This is a genomic window from Bacillus sp. XT-4 (genome assembly GCF_050864245.1).
Taxonomy (GTDB): domain Bacteria; phylum Bacillota; class Bacilli; order Bacillales; family Bacillaceae; genus Bacillus; species Bacillus altitudinis.
Map to the genome: position 1 here is coordinate 613,631 of NZ_JBPAFI010000002.1, position 14,955 is coordinate 628,585.

The window sequence follows — 14,955 nt, forward strand, 5'->3', positions numbered from 1 at the left end:
GTGACCGGGTTTACTTGTTTACTGAAGCAATAATGTCATATCATCCGGCAAAGGAGCCGAAAAGGTCATGGACTCCCCTGTTATCGGATGCGGAAAAACAAGGGTTTCACTATGAAGTGCCTGCCTGCCTATTCTCTCGCTTGTTCCACCATATAGCGTATCTCCAACAAGCGGATGACCAAGGAATTGCATGTGAACACGAATTTGATGAGTTCTTCCCGTTTCAAGGATAAGGGACACATCAGACATATCTAAATGAGTATGTACCGCCCGCACCGTATAATGTGTTACGGCTTCCTGACCAGATTCATCTACCATTCGTTCAATAATGCTGTCCCCTTTTCGAGCAATTTTTGCTCTAATTGTTCCTTCCTTTTGCGTGATCATGCCATGTGTCATGGCTCTATACGTTCGCTTGACTTCCCCTTTTTTCTGCGCCTTTGATAAAAGGCTGTGTGCAAAGCGATGTTTAGCGACTAACATGACACCAGAAGTATCACGATCAAGACGGTTCACCAAGTGGACAGTCAGTCGAACGGACTGCTTAGCATAATGGTGAAGCAACCCATTTGCAATACTATGCTCAGGGTGCTCTCGAGAAGGAATCGATGGGATATATGGCTTTTTATTCAGCACAAGCACGTGCTCGTCCTCAAATAAAATATCAAGCGGAATGGCCGCAGGTTTTAGCCCATCACTCACTTTTTCCTCGGGAAATAAAATGGTGAGCCTGTCTCCCTCGCGCAGCTCATATCTCACGGTCACATGCTCTCCATTAATCAGAAGGTCACCGCCATCAAATTTAATATCTGTCAGCATTCGTTTTGAAATGCCAAGATCGATTAAGTAGTCCTTCAGCAGCCTGCCTTCTTCTTTGGCTGATATGGTTTTGTTTATCTTAAAGTATTCCAGCGAGAACAACCTCTTTCTTATTCTCCTTTGCCGATAAAGGAATCTTGCACCCTTTTCCAAAACGGAAATGGTCTAAATCGGGCAAACCGGACATTCTCGTCTGCCACTCGGCATTGAATGGATTTCACATCTTTATGCAGCAGCGACAAATGATCTATCGTCACCTGAAAATCCACATCATTAATCGGTTTGATCACACACGTATGGTGGTCCGGCAAAATGAGCGGCGAACCGACCGTTCTAAACACTCTGTTGTTGATTGAAGCCATTTCTGCCAGCTGGATCGCCCTAATGGATGGGTGAATAATAGCCCCGCCAAGTGCCTTATTATAGGCTGTACTGCCAGATGGTGTAGACAAACAAAGACCATCTCCTCTGAATGTTTCAAAAAGCTGACCCCTAATCTCAACATCTGCCACAAGTGTACCTTCCATACTTTTAATCGTACATTCATTCATTGCTAAATATTTTTCTTCCCGGCCGCCATCGTTGTACCTGACGATGACTTCAAGAATCGGATATTCCACAATATGATAAGGCGTTTTGGCAATGGCTAACACAAGCTTTTCAATTTCACTCGGGACCCAGTCCGCATAAAAACCAAGATGGCCTGTATGTACGCCGACAAAAGCGGTTTCGTTCAGACGGTTGCTATACCGGTGAAAAGCGTATAAAAGGGTTCCGTCTCCGCCAACTGTAATGACGAGATCGGGTTCCTCTTCATTTAATTCCATTCCAAAATCCAATAAGTAGGTCTGTATTTTATTTTTGAGTGTGTCAGATACAGAATTCCCTTTCGAAGAAACTGCAAATTTCATGAATTCTTCTCCTTTTCCACCTTGCTGCTATGAGAGGGCAGCATCATATTTGATCAAGCTTAGGCTCAGCTATCGTTTTTCTTTTTCCGGGAAAATGCCACTTGCGCTTCTTGAATTTCCCCTCTGATTTCAGACATCTCATCATCAAGAAGAGATGCTGCCTCAGAAGCTCTTTGAAGGCGCTGCTTGACCTTCTCCGGGATATTCCCGCTATATTTATAATTCAGAGAATGCTCGATGGTCGCCCAAAAGTTCATGGCTAATGTACGGATTTGGATTTCGACGAGGAGCTGCTTCTCTCCATTGATCGTTTGCAGCGGATATAACACAACAAGGTGGTACGAGCGGTATCCGCTTTCTTTATGTTCTGCAATATAGTCGCGTTTATCTACAACCACGAAATCTTTTCGTGACTGAAGCATTTTCTTGACGACTTGTATATCTTCTACAAATTGGCACATAATGCGAAGCCCTGCAATATCCTGCATCGTTTCAATCTCATGCATCGGGATGTTTTTACGCTTTGCCTTTTCCAATATGCTGGCAACGGGTTTCACTCGGCCAGTGACAAATTCTACTGGTGAATGGTCATCCTCAAATTCATACAGTTTTCGGATGCCTTTTAGTTTCACTTTTAATTCTTCGACTGCTTGCTTATATGGTGCGAGGAATTGATCCCATTGTTTTTTGTCCATGAAACTTCCCCCAATTCCAAATACCTAATTATTTCAGAGGAATGTGCTCTTCACTTTCTCTTCCATATCTCCGTAATTGGCATTGTCTTTAATATTGTCGATTAAATAGTTTAATTCCTGATGAAGTTGAATGAGTTCTAGCGTTTGCTCTTCCGCCGCCAAATAGACAGGGATTTCACGATTCATTGCTTCTTTTAATGGAGCCCATGTATGTTCTCCTAAAATAAGATACGTAAAAGACTCCTCAGTCTCAAGTATGTAAACGAACGCAAAGTGATCAGAATCAACAAGCATTTGTCCTGATGCTTTTGCTTTTTGAATTTGCTCATCTGACTGGACCGTCAAGATCAGCCTGTCTTCTTTTAAAGTTGCTTCTGTGATTTCAATTCTGTTTTGCATCATGATCTCCTTTACAACAAAGTACAGCTTTATTTTATCATATCAAGTTCAATATTGATAAACCGAACTTTTTGAGAAAATTTGATTTCTCCATTTCGTTGTTCATTTTGCCTCATTTAGCATCTATATACGTCTCTTTTTAAGGAATAAATAAGAAAAAAAGAAGCTTTTCATGTACAATAATCATATTTCCTCTAAATGAAAGGTTGATGTCAAAATGGCACAGGAAATTGAGATAGAACTAAAACAATTATTAATGAAAGAAGAATTTGAACAGCTAAAAGAATATTTTCAATTAAAGGACGAGGACTTCCTCACTCAAACCAACTATTATTTTGATACACCTCAATTTGATATAAAATCCAAATTCGCTGCATTACGAATGAGAGAAAAAGGTGGGCAGTGGGTCCTCACATTAAAGGAACCGCATGAGATCGGCCTTTTGGAAACCCACCAAACGATCGATCCTCCCGCTAGTCTTGAACATTTCCAACTGCCAGAAGGTGAAGTGGCAGACAGGTTAGTACACCTTCACATTCAAAAGGATCAAATCGTGTATTTTGGTTCACTGGAAACGTCAAGAGCAGAAAAAATGATCAAAGAAGGCTTAATTGTTTTGGATCACAGCCGATATTTAACAGTAGAGGACTATGAACTTGAATTTGAAGTGAGTGATTTAGACATTGGACAAGCTGCTTTCACAGCATTGCTTCAGCAATTTCAGATCCCACCAAGACACACGAAAAACAAAGTCGTACGTTTTTATGAAGAAAAAATGAAAACAAAAGAATAGATGAATTCCTTGAAGGAGGAACATGATGAACGTCAATCAACTTCAATCCTTTATGCAGCTTCAAGCACTCAAAACGTTACAATCTGATAATGGACAAACACAACTCACAGCTGGACAAGAATCAAGCGCTGAGACTTCATTCCAGTCGCTGTTGCAAGATTTTTTAGGCGGATCAGAATTATCTCGTCTCCCGCTTTCCATTTCTGCTTTCATGGGATCGGACCCATCAACGTCTCCGAACACGCAATATGCACGAATGAATCCATATTTATCTGCGATAGCGGGCAGTGAACAGCTTCAATCTCAGTCTCTTTATGCAAATGACAGCCAATTGAATACCGCAAATGGTATTGGAAACGTCTTAAATAACAGCTACACACCGCCTCTTCAAAAAGCTGTTTCAGGCTCTTCATCAAAAGAGATTAATCAAATCGTCTCACAAATGGCTCAAAAGCACGGAGTTCCAGAAAAGCTGATCCACGCAGTGATCAAGCAAGAATCCGGTTATCGCACGAATGCTGTCAGCCATGCTGGTGCACTTGGACTGATGCAGCTTATGCCGTCTACGGCTAAATCACTTGGCGTGAACAATGCCTTTGATGCAGCCCAAAACATTGAAGGCGGAACGAAGTATTTAAAACAAATGCTGCAAAAATATAATGGAAATGTCTCACTTGCCTTAGCCGCTTATAACGCAGGCTCAGGGAATGTAGATAAGTACGGAGGCATTCCTCCATTTAAAGAAACACAAAATTATGTAAAGAAAATCACAGCTCAATATTTCGCCTAAACCGAAGAGAATAACCTCTTCGGTTTTTTGTATGTCGCTTTTCACCCTTTTTTGACTGAATGTGTTATGATATGGTCAATTGAACACGGAACCTGTCTCCCTCACTTTTCCCAAAGGGCCAAAGCGGTTTGTTTGTGGAATTGAGTAGAGGTTGTTAAAATAAGTATACAATAATAGAAACAACAAAATAGAACAAACTGAATATCACTTTTGAAATACATGAAATTCGCAATAGGGTGAGCCATCCTATTAGCTACGAGTTAAAGGAGTAGTCAACATGGTACAATCGTTTAACGCACCTTACGAAGCGGTTGGAGAGGAACTTCTATCGCAACTTGTTGATACTTTTTATGAAAATGTAAAGTGTCATCCTTTGCTTCATCCTATTTTCCCGGATGACTTAAAAGAAACAGCAAGAAAACAAAAACAGTTCTTAACTCAATATTTAGGCGGACCGCCGCTTTATACTGAGGAGCATGGTCACCCAATGCTACGGGCGAGACATCTCCCTTTTCCGATTACTGAGGAGCGAGCGGACGCATGGCTTGAATGCATGGAGGATGCAATGGATCAAGTAGGACTAACCGGCGATATTCGTGACTTTTTATTTGAGCGACTGTCTTTGACGGCTCGTCACATGGTCAACCAAATACCTGAAAAGGACGGACGATCTTGAGCTGCAATCCGCATGAGCAATATTTCTCACATTGTCACGGACATCCTCAAAAGCCGATTGAAATCTATGTATTCATTGATCCTCTCAGCCCGGACTGCTGGTTATTAGAGCCATCAATTAAAAAGTTGAAAATGAAATATGGCCGTTTCTTCACTTTACGAACGGTTACAAGTTCTAGTATTAATGCTTTGAACCGGAAACGAAAAAAACATTTACTAACCGAAGCGTGGGGGAAATTTGCCACGAAAACTCAGACCAAAAAAGAACAAATGTTGTCTGAACAAATTGTGACATCACCTTATCTCGCCTCTCTCGCATTAAAAGCAGCTGAACTTCAGGGCAGAAAATGCGGAATGAAATTTTTACGACTCATTCAAGAATCGCTTTTTTGCCATCAGCAGGACGTCACCAGTGAACAAGTCTTGCTAGAAAATGCAAAAACGGCTGGACTGGACATTGAAGAGTTCCAGCGAGATATCCATTCTCAAAGTGCTGTCAAAGCGCTCCAATGTGATATGAAAATCGCAGCTGAAATGGATGTATCTGAGCTTCCCACTTTCGCCTTTTTTAATACGATAAATGGTGAAGAAGGATTAAAGATTTCAGGTGCATATTCTTATGATATTTACGAGGAAATTCTCTTTGAAATGATTGGCGAAAAACCAACACCTTCAGAACGACCGCCAATTGAATGGTTTATCGCTTACTTTCAATTTGCATCAGCAAAAGAAATTGCCGTTGTATATGACCTGACACTTGAAGAAGTTGAACGCGAGATGAAAAAGCTCGCATTCGCTAAAAAGGTAGAACGTGTACAAGTACATCAAGAAATGTTTTGGCGTTATACAGAAGGAGACAATCATTCAGATCTTGACGTTTACCGCTGTGAGAATGAACATGGGTGCTGACCCATGTTTTTTCTTTACCCCCAAAAAAGAACGCTTGTTCTATTTATAAGTACGAAGAAACCGCGCCGGGATAAGCGCGGTTTCACTATGTCTTAACGACAACAAAGGGGATGGGAGAAATTTTTCACGGTCAAACAAAGGGGTAATGTTTGTATGTGATTAATTTCACATCTGTAGTATATCAAATTTTGTCGACTTATGACAACCGATATACTATATGTTCATATTTTTGTCACAAAACATAAGAGGACTGTCACTTTCATATAGTGAAAGTAACAAAAAAATGGGGGGATCTGCATGCGCAGCACAACCATTGGACTTGTTGCCATTGGCTTATGTTTCTGTTTAAATATATTAGGCTTAATGAAGATGCTGCCTCTTTACCTGACATCTCCACTCCTATTCGCTTCCATTCTCTTTACACTCTATCGAATGAATTACCGAAAAACCTTCAAAGGTTTTAAATCGTAATCATTGAATGTACAAACCTCGTTCATATAGACGAGGTCTAGCGTGTAGGCAAACCCTCGCATTCGGTGTCAGTCCTGCGTGCAAAGGTTTTTTATCACGCTAAAAAGAAGTCAAAGGGCTAAAATCAAGTTCATTTTAGCCCTTTGTCAACAATCTGGTCTTTTTTATTTCAAGAAAAAACTCCTGCCAAAAGGTGAGTTTGCACTCACACATCTGACAGAAGTCTTCTCGTTACTCACCAGTCTTTGAGATGAGCTCTTCCATTTCCTTTAATTTTTCTTCAAACAATTGACATGCTGCCTCAATTGGTTCTTTTGATGCCATATCTACACCAGCTTTTTTCAGCACGTTAATTGGATAGTCAGAGCTTCCTGCTTTAAGGAAGTCTGTATAGCGCTCCACTGCAGGTTTCCCTTCTTCTAAAATTTGTTTACTTAATGCCTGAGCCGCACTATAGCCTGTCGCATATTGATACACATAATAGTTGTAATAGAAATGCGGAATTCGGGTCCATTCTAATCCAATTTCCTTATCCACAACCATACCGTCGCCAAAATACTTCTTATTCAGGTCGTAATACAGGTTCGTCATAAACTCTGGCGTTAATGCCTCCCCTTCTTGCGCTTTCACATGAATCAGGTGCTCGAACTCTGCAAACATCGTTTGTCTGAATACCGTCCCTCTAAATCCTTCTAACAAGTGATTGAGCACATACAAGCGCTGCTTTTTGTCCTCTAAATGATTGAGTAAGTATTCACCTAGTAATGCTTCATTTGTTGTAGAAGCTACTTCCGCTACGAAAATGCTGTAGTTTCCGTACGGATATGGCTGATGCTTTCTTGTATAGTAGCTATGAACAGAGTGACCAAATTCATGAGCCAGCGTAAATAAATTATCAATATTATTTTGCCAGTTCATTAAGATATAAGGATTCGTACCATAGCTTCCAGAAGAATACGCGCCGCTTCGTTTCCCTTTATTCTCATAAACGTCTACCCAGCGATTTTCGAGTCCCTCTTTTAATACCGAAACATATTCTTCTCCTAATGGCGCTAACCCTTTCAACATATAATCCTTTGCTTCATCATAGGTCAGCTTCATGCCAGCATCTTTTACTAATGGTGTATACAAGTCATAATTGTGCACCTCATCAAGCTTTAATACCTTTTTACGCAATTCAATGTAGCGGTGTAATAACGGTAAATATTGATGAACTGTATCAATTAGATTGTCATACACTTCTTCAGGAATACTGTTGCGTGATAACGCTGCTTCTCTTGCAGATTTGTAATGACGTACTTTCGCATAAAAATTATCCTTTTTAATCGAGCCGCTGAGTGTAGACGCCAAAGTATTCTTATATTGATCATACGTTTTATAAACGGCTTTAAAAGCATTCTTTCTCACTTCACGATCATCACTGTTTAAAAAAGTAATGAAGTTGCCATGAGTAATTTTCTTTTCTTCTCCATTTTCATCCTTAACAGAAGGGAACGAAATATCTGCATTATTAAACATACTAAACGTAGTGGATGATGTTGATAAAGGTTCAGAGGCTTCAGCTAATAAAGCTTCTTGCTCCTCACTTAAAATATGCGGACGCTCTTTGTTAATTTCTTCGAGAGCGTGAGAATAAAGTTTTAATTCTTCTTTTTCCAAAATAAATTGCTGCAGCTTATCTTCTTGAATAGATAAAATTTCCGGAACAATATAGGCAGATGTACTAGACAACTGTGTAAATAAATTGGATGCTTTATCATTTAAAGCCTGAAATGATGAATTTGTTGTATCTTCATCATATTTCATGTGCGCATATGTATAAAGCTTGCCAAGCTTTTCAGAAAGTTGATCCTGAAATGTTAGGGCTTCATACAAGACATCAGCAGAATGGGCCAGCTTGCCTTTAAATTGGGCGAGCTTCGGAATTTCTTTTTTTACAGCTTCGAATTCCTTATTCCAAGAATCGACACTTTCAAAAATATCTTCAAGGCGCCATTTGTTTTCTTCTTTTACTTCGCTTCTGTCTGGTAAATGATTGTTGTTATTTTGTGAAGTCATATGAATCCCCCTTGCATGAGTTGTGTTGAACCAACCTTTCGGAAAGTGAAAGAAATTGGTGTTGTATTTATCTTCTTTGTTTTGAACTATGTTTGTCAAATCATATGCAGAAATAAATACCAAACAAACTAAAAAAATGAGAAAAAAGCGTTTCTTTCTATTCAATAGCAGCACCACCTTTTTCTTATCATGATCAAAGTGGGCATGAAACATGCTAATGAAATAAGAAAGTATCTCGTTTTATCGCTTCATCTGCTGTTCGTATAGGCTTTTGATTCGACGTTACTTGATAATTACCCTCTTTCGTCATGTATAAAAACCCTAGTTTCACAAGCGCCCGTACATATGAAATGATCACCTCTTTGATTTCTTCTATTGTGACATTGGCATATCGGAGCTTCACTTCTTTATGCTGGACACATCGCTCAATTTCTTTTAAAAGAAGATGAATGGTCACTTGTTCTTTTTCCTTTCTAACCATCCAATCATAAAGACATCCTTGCCACACATAAACAGGGCTTGAAAAGATATATGCTTCTGTCAGGGGGATAAATAATTCTGTCGGTAGAAATGGCCATGCTGTTTGATGATGCTCATAAAAAATGGTTCTTAAACGCTTGCTTTCATTTGCTAAAATGCGGGGTGGCCGCTCCCTAAATTGCCGAATACACTTGAGCCACTCTTTATACAATTGATGATTGCTCGAGGAAACAGATAAGAGTGCTGGTAGTTGGCGATAAGCTGAAGGCGGTCTAACGGTCATTGAGGCACATATTTTCGTTGGCTGAAACACGAGAAGTTGATCCAGGTGGATGAATCTATTTTGGATCGGACAATAAAAAATGAGTCTCCTATTCTTTGACTGCCTTAAAATTCCCCAATGAATGGAGGAGAATGAAAAGAGCTGGCCACCCATTCGCTTTAAACGATTCGCCCCTATGATCCATATAGGATAGAGCCCCGCAGCACGGAGACCTTCCGTTCGTTTATGTAGCTCTTTCCACGAAATATTTGCACATTGAAATTCGATGGCATAGCTTTTATTTTCTATAGCAACGGTCACATCAGGGCGCTGCTGAATGTTTGAAACATACTTCTCTAGTAACGGCTCATATCCAAGCTGCGTGAGCCAATCCTTAAGAGCCATTTTCCCTGCCTGATGATAAGCTGTTTCACCGGTGGACGCTAATGGACATGCCGAGAGCTGTTTATGTGCAAAATGATGGACACGATGCTCACCTAGCTTTAATAGAACCTCCTGCCTACATTCAGGACAGTAAAATTTGCACGTAGCTCTTACATGCTCTAGCCGCCTTTTAGTCAGATGTTGTGTGATGCGAATCAGTTTGCCATTCTCCATGATCGCTGCATTCATATATTTCGCCCCTTGCTCTTTGATGACCGTATTATAGCTTTTTCTCTCACAAGAAAGCGAATATCGAAAATGAACTTTTATCGTATCAAAACACGATTTCAACCTACTTTCCCTTAGTAAAATAAAAAATCCCCCTTTTAGAAAAGGGGGGAAAATACAATTTTTATAAAAGTGGTGATAACAATCTTGCTGTTGATTCAAACAGCCTCACCCTCAAAGGTCTCTTCGCAAATTCTTCTGGAACAATTTCATGCGACTGCTCTAAATCACCTAAGAAGTCGTTGACCAGCTTCTCTGTACTTTTTGTTTTATAGAGGAAAGCATTCACTTCAAAGTTCAGATGAAAACTTCTCATATCCATATTTGCTGTACCAATTGATGCTAGCTCACTATCCACAATGATAAACTTACTATGCATAAAGCCTTGATCATATTCATATACCTTCGCACCTGCTTCTAAAAGTTCGGGGAAGTATGAACGGGACGCATGAAATACGATGCGTTTATCTGGATTTTTCGGCGCAATGATTCGCACATCGACTCCGCTCAAAGCTGCAATTTTCAGTGCGGACAAAATATCATCATCAGGTACAAAATAAGGTGAAGCAATCCAAATTGATTTTTTGGCGGAGATAATCATTGAGAAAAAGAGATTTTTAATGACTTCCCACTGTTTATCAGGACCACCAGCAATCATTTGTACGCCTTCTGCTCGACTCTCCATATGACTGAAATCTTTAAAATAATCCACACCCGAGCATCTTTCATTGGTCATGTAATACCAATCCTGCATAAAAATCTGCTGCAAATCACGAACGGCCTCACCTTTAATCATCAGGTGCGTATCACGCCAAAATCCATATTGTCTGCTTCTACCCATATATTCGTCCCCAATGTTTAGCCCGCCGACAAATCCTACTTCTCCATCAATCACCACGATTTTCCGGTGATTTCGGAAATTGATTTTATTATTTAATAAGGGCAGTCTCACTGGTAAAAACGGAACGATCTGCACGCCAGCCTTTTCTAAGTCAGCAATATATTGACGGGAGAGTTTTAGGCTGCCTACATCATCATATAAAAAGCGGACAATCACACCACTTTTTGCTTTCTCGATTAAAATGTCCTTTAATTCTTGTCCCAGATCATCATGACGGAGAATATAATATTCTAGATGAATGTGATGTGTTGCTTTTTTGATCTCTTCAAAAATATGAGAGAACGTTTCTTCTCCATTGGTCAGAACTTTAGAGGATGTGCGATACGTAATAGGGGTATGTCCAAGTCTGTGGGCCAGTTTAAATAAGAGCTGCTGATGGTCACCCATATGAGTCATTTTTTCAATCGCTTCTCTGTGGATACGTTCATCTTCCTGGACAAGCTGTTCGTCTAGTACCGCTTTCTTTTCAAAAAGTCTGCGCTTTTTAATATTGCGTCCAAAGAAAATATAAAACAAAAACCCGAAAAGCGGAAAGCTCCCAAGCAGCACAAGCCACGTAATCGTTTGAGAGGGGTTTCTGTTTTCTAAGAAAATGACAAACCCGATGAAGATAATCGATAAAGTGAATAGAACACTGACGGAACTTAATACACTTACCGCTAGATCACCGGCAAAAATTTGGATAATCAAATAAGCACCTATCGTAATGATAAGAAAAAATAGAACTTTGACTACATTTCTCATTTCATTTTCTCCTTGCCGATCACTTTATTTACTTTTTCATTCAGATAAAAAAGTCGATTCCTCTATAGAAATCGACTTTTGGTTGTTACGAGAAGTGCTGTTGAATCGTTTCAAGCGCATTCTCTTTGACAATCAGCTGACCGTATTCTTGCAGTCTGTAGATGCTGACCACTGATTCATGAGCATATTCAAGCAGAATACTAAGCTTATTCTCCACCTGCTCATCTGACAAATCCTCGTGGAAGTCAACATATAGATAATAACGGTTTTCAAACGAATATAAACTTGTCGTAAAATCCTGCATATTTAATTGAGAAAGTGCAATCAAATCTTCAAAGTCATCCATTTTTAATACGAACTGAAGTTGAAGTTTTTTGTCCTTCTCATTATGATCTTCTTGATCTTGCTCTTCTTTATGAAAATCATCAAGCAGAGCATCTAAACTTTCTTCATCTGTTTGATCTTTTTTATCTTCTGGAATCGGCAATTCGAGCTTTTGTCCATCTTTAGAAAGTTGGGCTTTTGTCACGACAATTTCAAGACCTTTATCAAGTGCCTGTACTTGAATCCAAAGTGGTCCCTCTACTGCAAATTCTTCTTCTTCGTGCACTTCGTCCATCACTTCCCAGAACAGCTCTTCACTGCGCTCACGATTATACCAAATCTCTTCACGGTCAAAACCGCGATCTTCAATATCACCGTAGGAAATATAAAATTTGACTGTATGTTCATTTATTCTTTCGATTTCCATTTTGCCAACCTTCCCTTCTATATAAGATGTTGAAGGGACATACAAGCTCCCAATTAATAGTACTTTACTACACTTTACCCGTTCCGTCTACATGTTAACCATTTAAAGAAATGAGGTATTGCTGTGTACTGTCTATTTTATGATAAAACATGAATAAAAGAAATAAAAACGCATTTTTTGCAGAGAAAACTTGCAGAAACATATATTTGAATTGTCTTCATATATTGGTTGTACGAGCTATTTTAGTGAAATGAGGTGAACTGGATGGAAACAGAGTGGATCGTATCCTTACTGATGATTATTGGCATAGACCTCATATTAGGCGGAGATAATGCATTAATCATTGCGATGGCCAGTCGAAGCTTATCAAATGAAAAACGAAACAAAGCCATATGGATCGGCACACTTTTGGCAGTGCTGATGAGAATCACCATGACTGGTGCTGCCGTTTATTTATTGACCATCCCCTATTTGCAATTTATCGGCGGTCTCTTTCTCCTTTATATAGGATACAATTTGTTAATTGAACAAAAGAAAGAATCCATTCGGATTAAAAGCAGCGGCTCCCTTTGGCGTGCTGTTCAGACCATCGTGATTGCAGATCTTTTTATGTCACTTGATAATGTGATCGCTGTTGCAGGGGCAGCTAAAGGGAACATGGTGCTCACTGCCTTTGGCTTAATGATTTCAGTCCCGATTATTATTTGGGGGAGTAAGCTGATTCATGCAGCACTAACCAAGTTTCCGATTCTTTTATACGGAGGGAGTGCCCTTTTAGCTTTTACTGGCGGAGAAATGATTGTCCGTGATGTAAAACTGAATGAATTTATGGCGCAGCATACAACACTTGAATTGTTGCTTCCCTTTTTAACCGTCGCAACCGTTATTTTAGCCAGTCTCTTTTACGAACAAACGGCTGAAAATAAATAAAAAAAGCTGCCAAATGATCGGCAGCTTTTCGTGTTCTCTATTAGTTAGCAAGTCGCTGAGCTTCTCGAAGTTGGAATGTACGAACCGTTCTAGGAAGGAAACGTCTAATTTCATCTTCGTTGTACCCAACTTGCAGTCTTTTTTCATCCAAAATAATTGGACGTCTTAGAAGACCAGGGTGCTCATTGATTAGTTTATACAATTGTTGAAGCGGCATTGTCTCAACATTTACATTTAGTTTTTGGAATACTTTAGAACGTGTTGAGATAATTTCATCTGTACCATCTTCCGTCATACGAAGAATCTCTTTGATTTCATCGATTGAAAGAGGCTCTGAAAAGATATTTCTCTCTTGGTATGGAATATTGTGCTCTTCTAACCACGCTCTTGCTTTTCTACATGATGTACAGCTTGGTGATGTGTATAATGTTACCATAAATCTTCACTCCTCAATTTGTAGAATGAATATTGATCTGTATTCTTAAATTAAAATTGTTCTAAATAAGTAATCTTTATAGTGATTATACTATAAAAAAGTAAGTGTGAACAGATTTTCTTGCAATTTTTGTGACAAAAACTAGACAATTTCATTCTTTTTGTGCTGATGTTTGAAGTCTGAACATTCTCATTTAGTCGAGATGATCGAAAATATTTTTTTGTTTTCTATTTTTAACGAGCTTCAGCACATCATCAACATCCTCATACGATTGTCCATACCATTCTTCGTCTTTATACGTATGGATTCTTTCGTACGTCTTTCTCATGGCCTCCATCATTTCTTCCTCATTATCTGTACGAGGCGACCAATAAAGAATTTCCATGCGGTTCACTTCATTCGTTGCAAGTGACCTGCGTTTATAACCAATTGATTCAGCATGCTTGAAGTGCTCTCTCTGATAAAACTTTAGGCGTTTTGCAGTATCTGCATCATCTTCATCTACAGGCTCGACCTCAAGCAAGATCGGTTTTCTTTTTTCCTTCAGCTTATGAATGAGCTTTGAGCCGAGGCCTTCACCTCTTGCATCCTTGGAAACAAATAAATAATCAATAAAGATGAAAGAATCAAATTCAGCGTACATCATCACATGATGAGGCCCTTCTTCTTTATGATAAATATCACTTCTTTCCTTTAATAAAGCTTCCATATGCTCTTTTGACTTCATTTCTTCTATCGGGAAGTATTCACTGAGCTTTTCATACCAATTCATGGATCCGCTCCTTATGATGTAGTTAAGAACCACTTCCTTATCTATTCCCGATTTCTTGCTATTTAAACGCCTGTACTAGTAAGACGCAGCAAAGCCATTGGTGGTTTCACTTTTTTTCAAGAGAAAGCAAAAAAAGTTTTATATCGAACGATTCATGAGCATTTGAAAGCAAGCAAACAAAAGAAGTGTCATTGCGACCTGAAACATGATGAAATAAAGGTACTTCATACGCCGGACTTCTTCCTTCTGTTTATTCGTGCGCCGATACACAGCAAATTCAACCGAAAACGAAATGATGCAAATGAACACTAAAAATGCGATCATCCACTTTCCTCCGTTTGGTTCCGTTAAAAAAGATATTGAAAAAAGCATCGTGACGATAAAAAAGTGAAGACATGAATAGCGAAACATCTTCCATAACAACATTTGATTTCCTCCTAGCTTACTCATTTTACATAAAAATTACCATCAACTTGTTTTTTTGTAA

At 39.2% G+C, this 14,955-nt stretch carries 17 protein-coding genes; 6 read left to right on the forward strand and 11 right to left on the reverse strand.

What is annotated here, in order from left to right; genetic code table 11:
* Positions 1-18: 18 nt before the first annotated feature.
* From ACRRMM_RS08440 to ACRRMM_RS08455, 4 genes are all read right to left on the reverse strand, one after another.
* A complete protein-coding gene (locus ACRRMM_RS08440) occupies positions 19-912 on the reverse strand; it encodes an RluA family pseudouridine synthase (protein WP_428828971.1) in 894 nt (297 codons plus the stop codon).
* 17 nt (positions 913-929) lie between these two features.
* On the reverse strand, positions 930-1,730 hold the full coding sequence (locus ACRRMM_RS08445; protein WP_008355343.1) for an NAD kinase: 801 nt from the start codon (positions 1,728-1,730) through the stop codon (positions 930-932).
* A gap of 65 nt (positions 1,731-1,795) precedes the next feature.
* Complete coding sequence (locus tag ACRRMM_RS08450) at positions 1,796-2,425, reverse strand: GTP pyrophosphokinase (protein WP_008348457.1); 630 nt, start codon at positions 2,423-2,425, stop codon at positions 1,796-1,798.
* Between the two features lie 33 nt (positions 2,426-2,458).
* Positions 2,459-2,824 (reverse strand): hypothetical protein, encoded by a 366-nt coding sequence (locus ACRRMM_RS08455; RefSeq protein ID WP_008348459.1) that lies wholly within the window; start codon positions 2,822-2,824, stop codon positions 2,459-2,461.
* A gap of 217 nt (positions 2,825-3,041) precedes the next feature.
* Between ACRRMM_RS08455 and ACRRMM_RS08460 the strand changes: the two genes are divergently transcribed.
* The 5 genes from ACRRMM_RS08460 to ACRRMM_RS08480 all read left to right on the forward strand — a co-directional run bounded on the left by ACRRMM_RS08460 (position 3,042) and on the right by ACRRMM_RS08480 (position 6,462).
* Positions 3,042-3,617, forward strand: a complete 576-nt coding sequence (locus ACRRMM_RS08460) for a CYTH domain-containing protein (RefSeq protein ID WP_050827158.1) — start codon at positions 3,042-3,044, stop codon at positions 3,615-3,617.
* A 25-nt stretch (positions 3,618-3,642) separates the two neighbouring features.
* Entirely contained in the window at positions 3,643-4,407 is a 765-nt protein-coding gene (locus ACRRMM_RS08465) for a lytic transglycosylase domain-containing protein (RefSeq protein ID WP_008348461.1), read from the forward strand.
* 277 nt (positions 4,408-4,684) lie between these two features.
* Positions 4,685-5,083 carry a thiol management oxidoreductase gene (locus tag ACRRMM_RS08470; protein WP_007499001.1) on the forward strand — a complete coding sequence of 133 codons (399 nt, stop codon included), beginning with the start codon at positions 4,685-4,687 and terminating at the stop codon, positions 5,081-5,083.
* Positions 5,080-5,991, forward strand: a complete 912-nt coding sequence (locus ACRRMM_RS08475) for a ClpXP adapter SpxH family protein (RefSeq protein ID WP_007499002.1) — start codon at positions 5,080-5,082, stop codon at positions 5,989-5,991. The genes ACRRMM_RS08470 and ACRRMM_RS08475 overlap by 4 nt, the downstream gene beginning before the upstream one ends.
* 297 nt (positions 5,992-6,288) lie before the next feature.
* Positions 6,289-6,462 (forward strand): hypothetical protein, encoded by a 174-nt coding sequence (locus tag ACRRMM_RS08480; RefSeq protein WP_035392421.1) that lies wholly within the window; start codon positions 6,289-6,291, stop codon positions 6,460-6,462.
* A 231-nt stretch (positions 6,463-6,693) separates the two neighbouring features.
* Here the strand turns inward: ACRRMM_RS08480 and pepF are convergent, their stop codons facing one another.
* The 4 genes from pepF to mecA form a co-directional block, all read right to left on the reverse strand.
* The gene (gene pepF / locus ACRRMM_RS08485) at positions 6,694-8,520 is read right to left on the reverse strand and encodes an oligoendopeptidase F (protein ID WP_282706805.1); all 1,827 of its coding nucleotides are present in this window, start codon (positions 8,518-8,520) and stop codon (positions 6,694-6,696) included.
* A gap of 214 nt (positions 8,521-8,734) precedes the next feature.
* On the reverse strand, positions 8,735-9,895 hold the full coding sequence (locus ACRRMM_RS08490; RefSeq protein ID WP_428828876.1) for a competence protein CoiA: 1,161 nt from the start codon (positions 9,893-9,895) through the stop codon (positions 8,735-8,737).
* Positions 9,896-10,058: 163 nt separating this feature from the next.
* Complete coding sequence (gene cls, locus ACRRMM_RS08495; protein WP_008348473.1) at positions 10,059-11,579, reverse strand: cardiolipin synthase; 1,521 nt, start codon at positions 11,577-11,579, stop codon at positions 10,059-10,061.
* Positions 11,580-11,664: 85 nt separating this feature from the next.
* The gene (gene mecA, locus ACRRMM_RS08500) at positions 11,665-12,330 is read right to left on the reverse strand and encodes an adaptor protein MecA (protein ID WP_008348474.1); all 666 of its coding nucleotides are present in this window, start codon (positions 12,328-12,330) and stop codon (positions 11,665-11,667) included.
* 264 nt (positions 12,331-12,594) lie between these two features.
* On the opposite strand from mecA, the gene ACRRMM_RS08505 reads away from it, so the two are divergent.
* A complete protein-coding gene (locus ACRRMM_RS08505) occupies positions 12,595-13,260 on the forward strand; it encodes a TerC family protein (protein WP_007499010.1) in 666 nt (221 codons plus the stop codon).
* 40 nt (positions 13,261-13,300) lie between these two features.
* On the opposite strand, the gene spxA is transcribed toward ACRRMM_RS08505, so the two are convergent.
* From spxA to ACRRMM_RS08520, 3 genes are all read right to left on the reverse strand, one after another.
* Positions 13,301-13,696: a transcriptional regulator SpxA gene (gene spxA / locus ACRRMM_RS08510; protein ID WP_003211421.1), complete on the reverse strand. Its 396-nt coding sequence runs from the start codon at positions 13,694-13,696 to the stop codon at positions 13,301-13,303.
* Positions 13,697-13,889: 193 nt separating this feature from the next.
* Positions 13,890-14,468: a GNAT family N-acetyltransferase gene (locus ACRRMM_RS08515; RefSeq protein ID WP_249670282.1), complete on the reverse strand. Its 579-nt coding sequence runs from the start codon at positions 14,466-14,468 to the stop codon at positions 13,890-13,892.
* Between the two features lie 138 nt (positions 14,469-14,606).
* Complete coding sequence (locus tag ACRRMM_RS08520; protein WP_057079700.1) at positions 14,607-14,894, reverse strand: hypothetical protein; 288 nt, start codon at positions 14,892-14,894, stop codon at positions 14,607-14,609.
* Positions 14,895-14,955 lie beyond the last annotated feature (61 nt).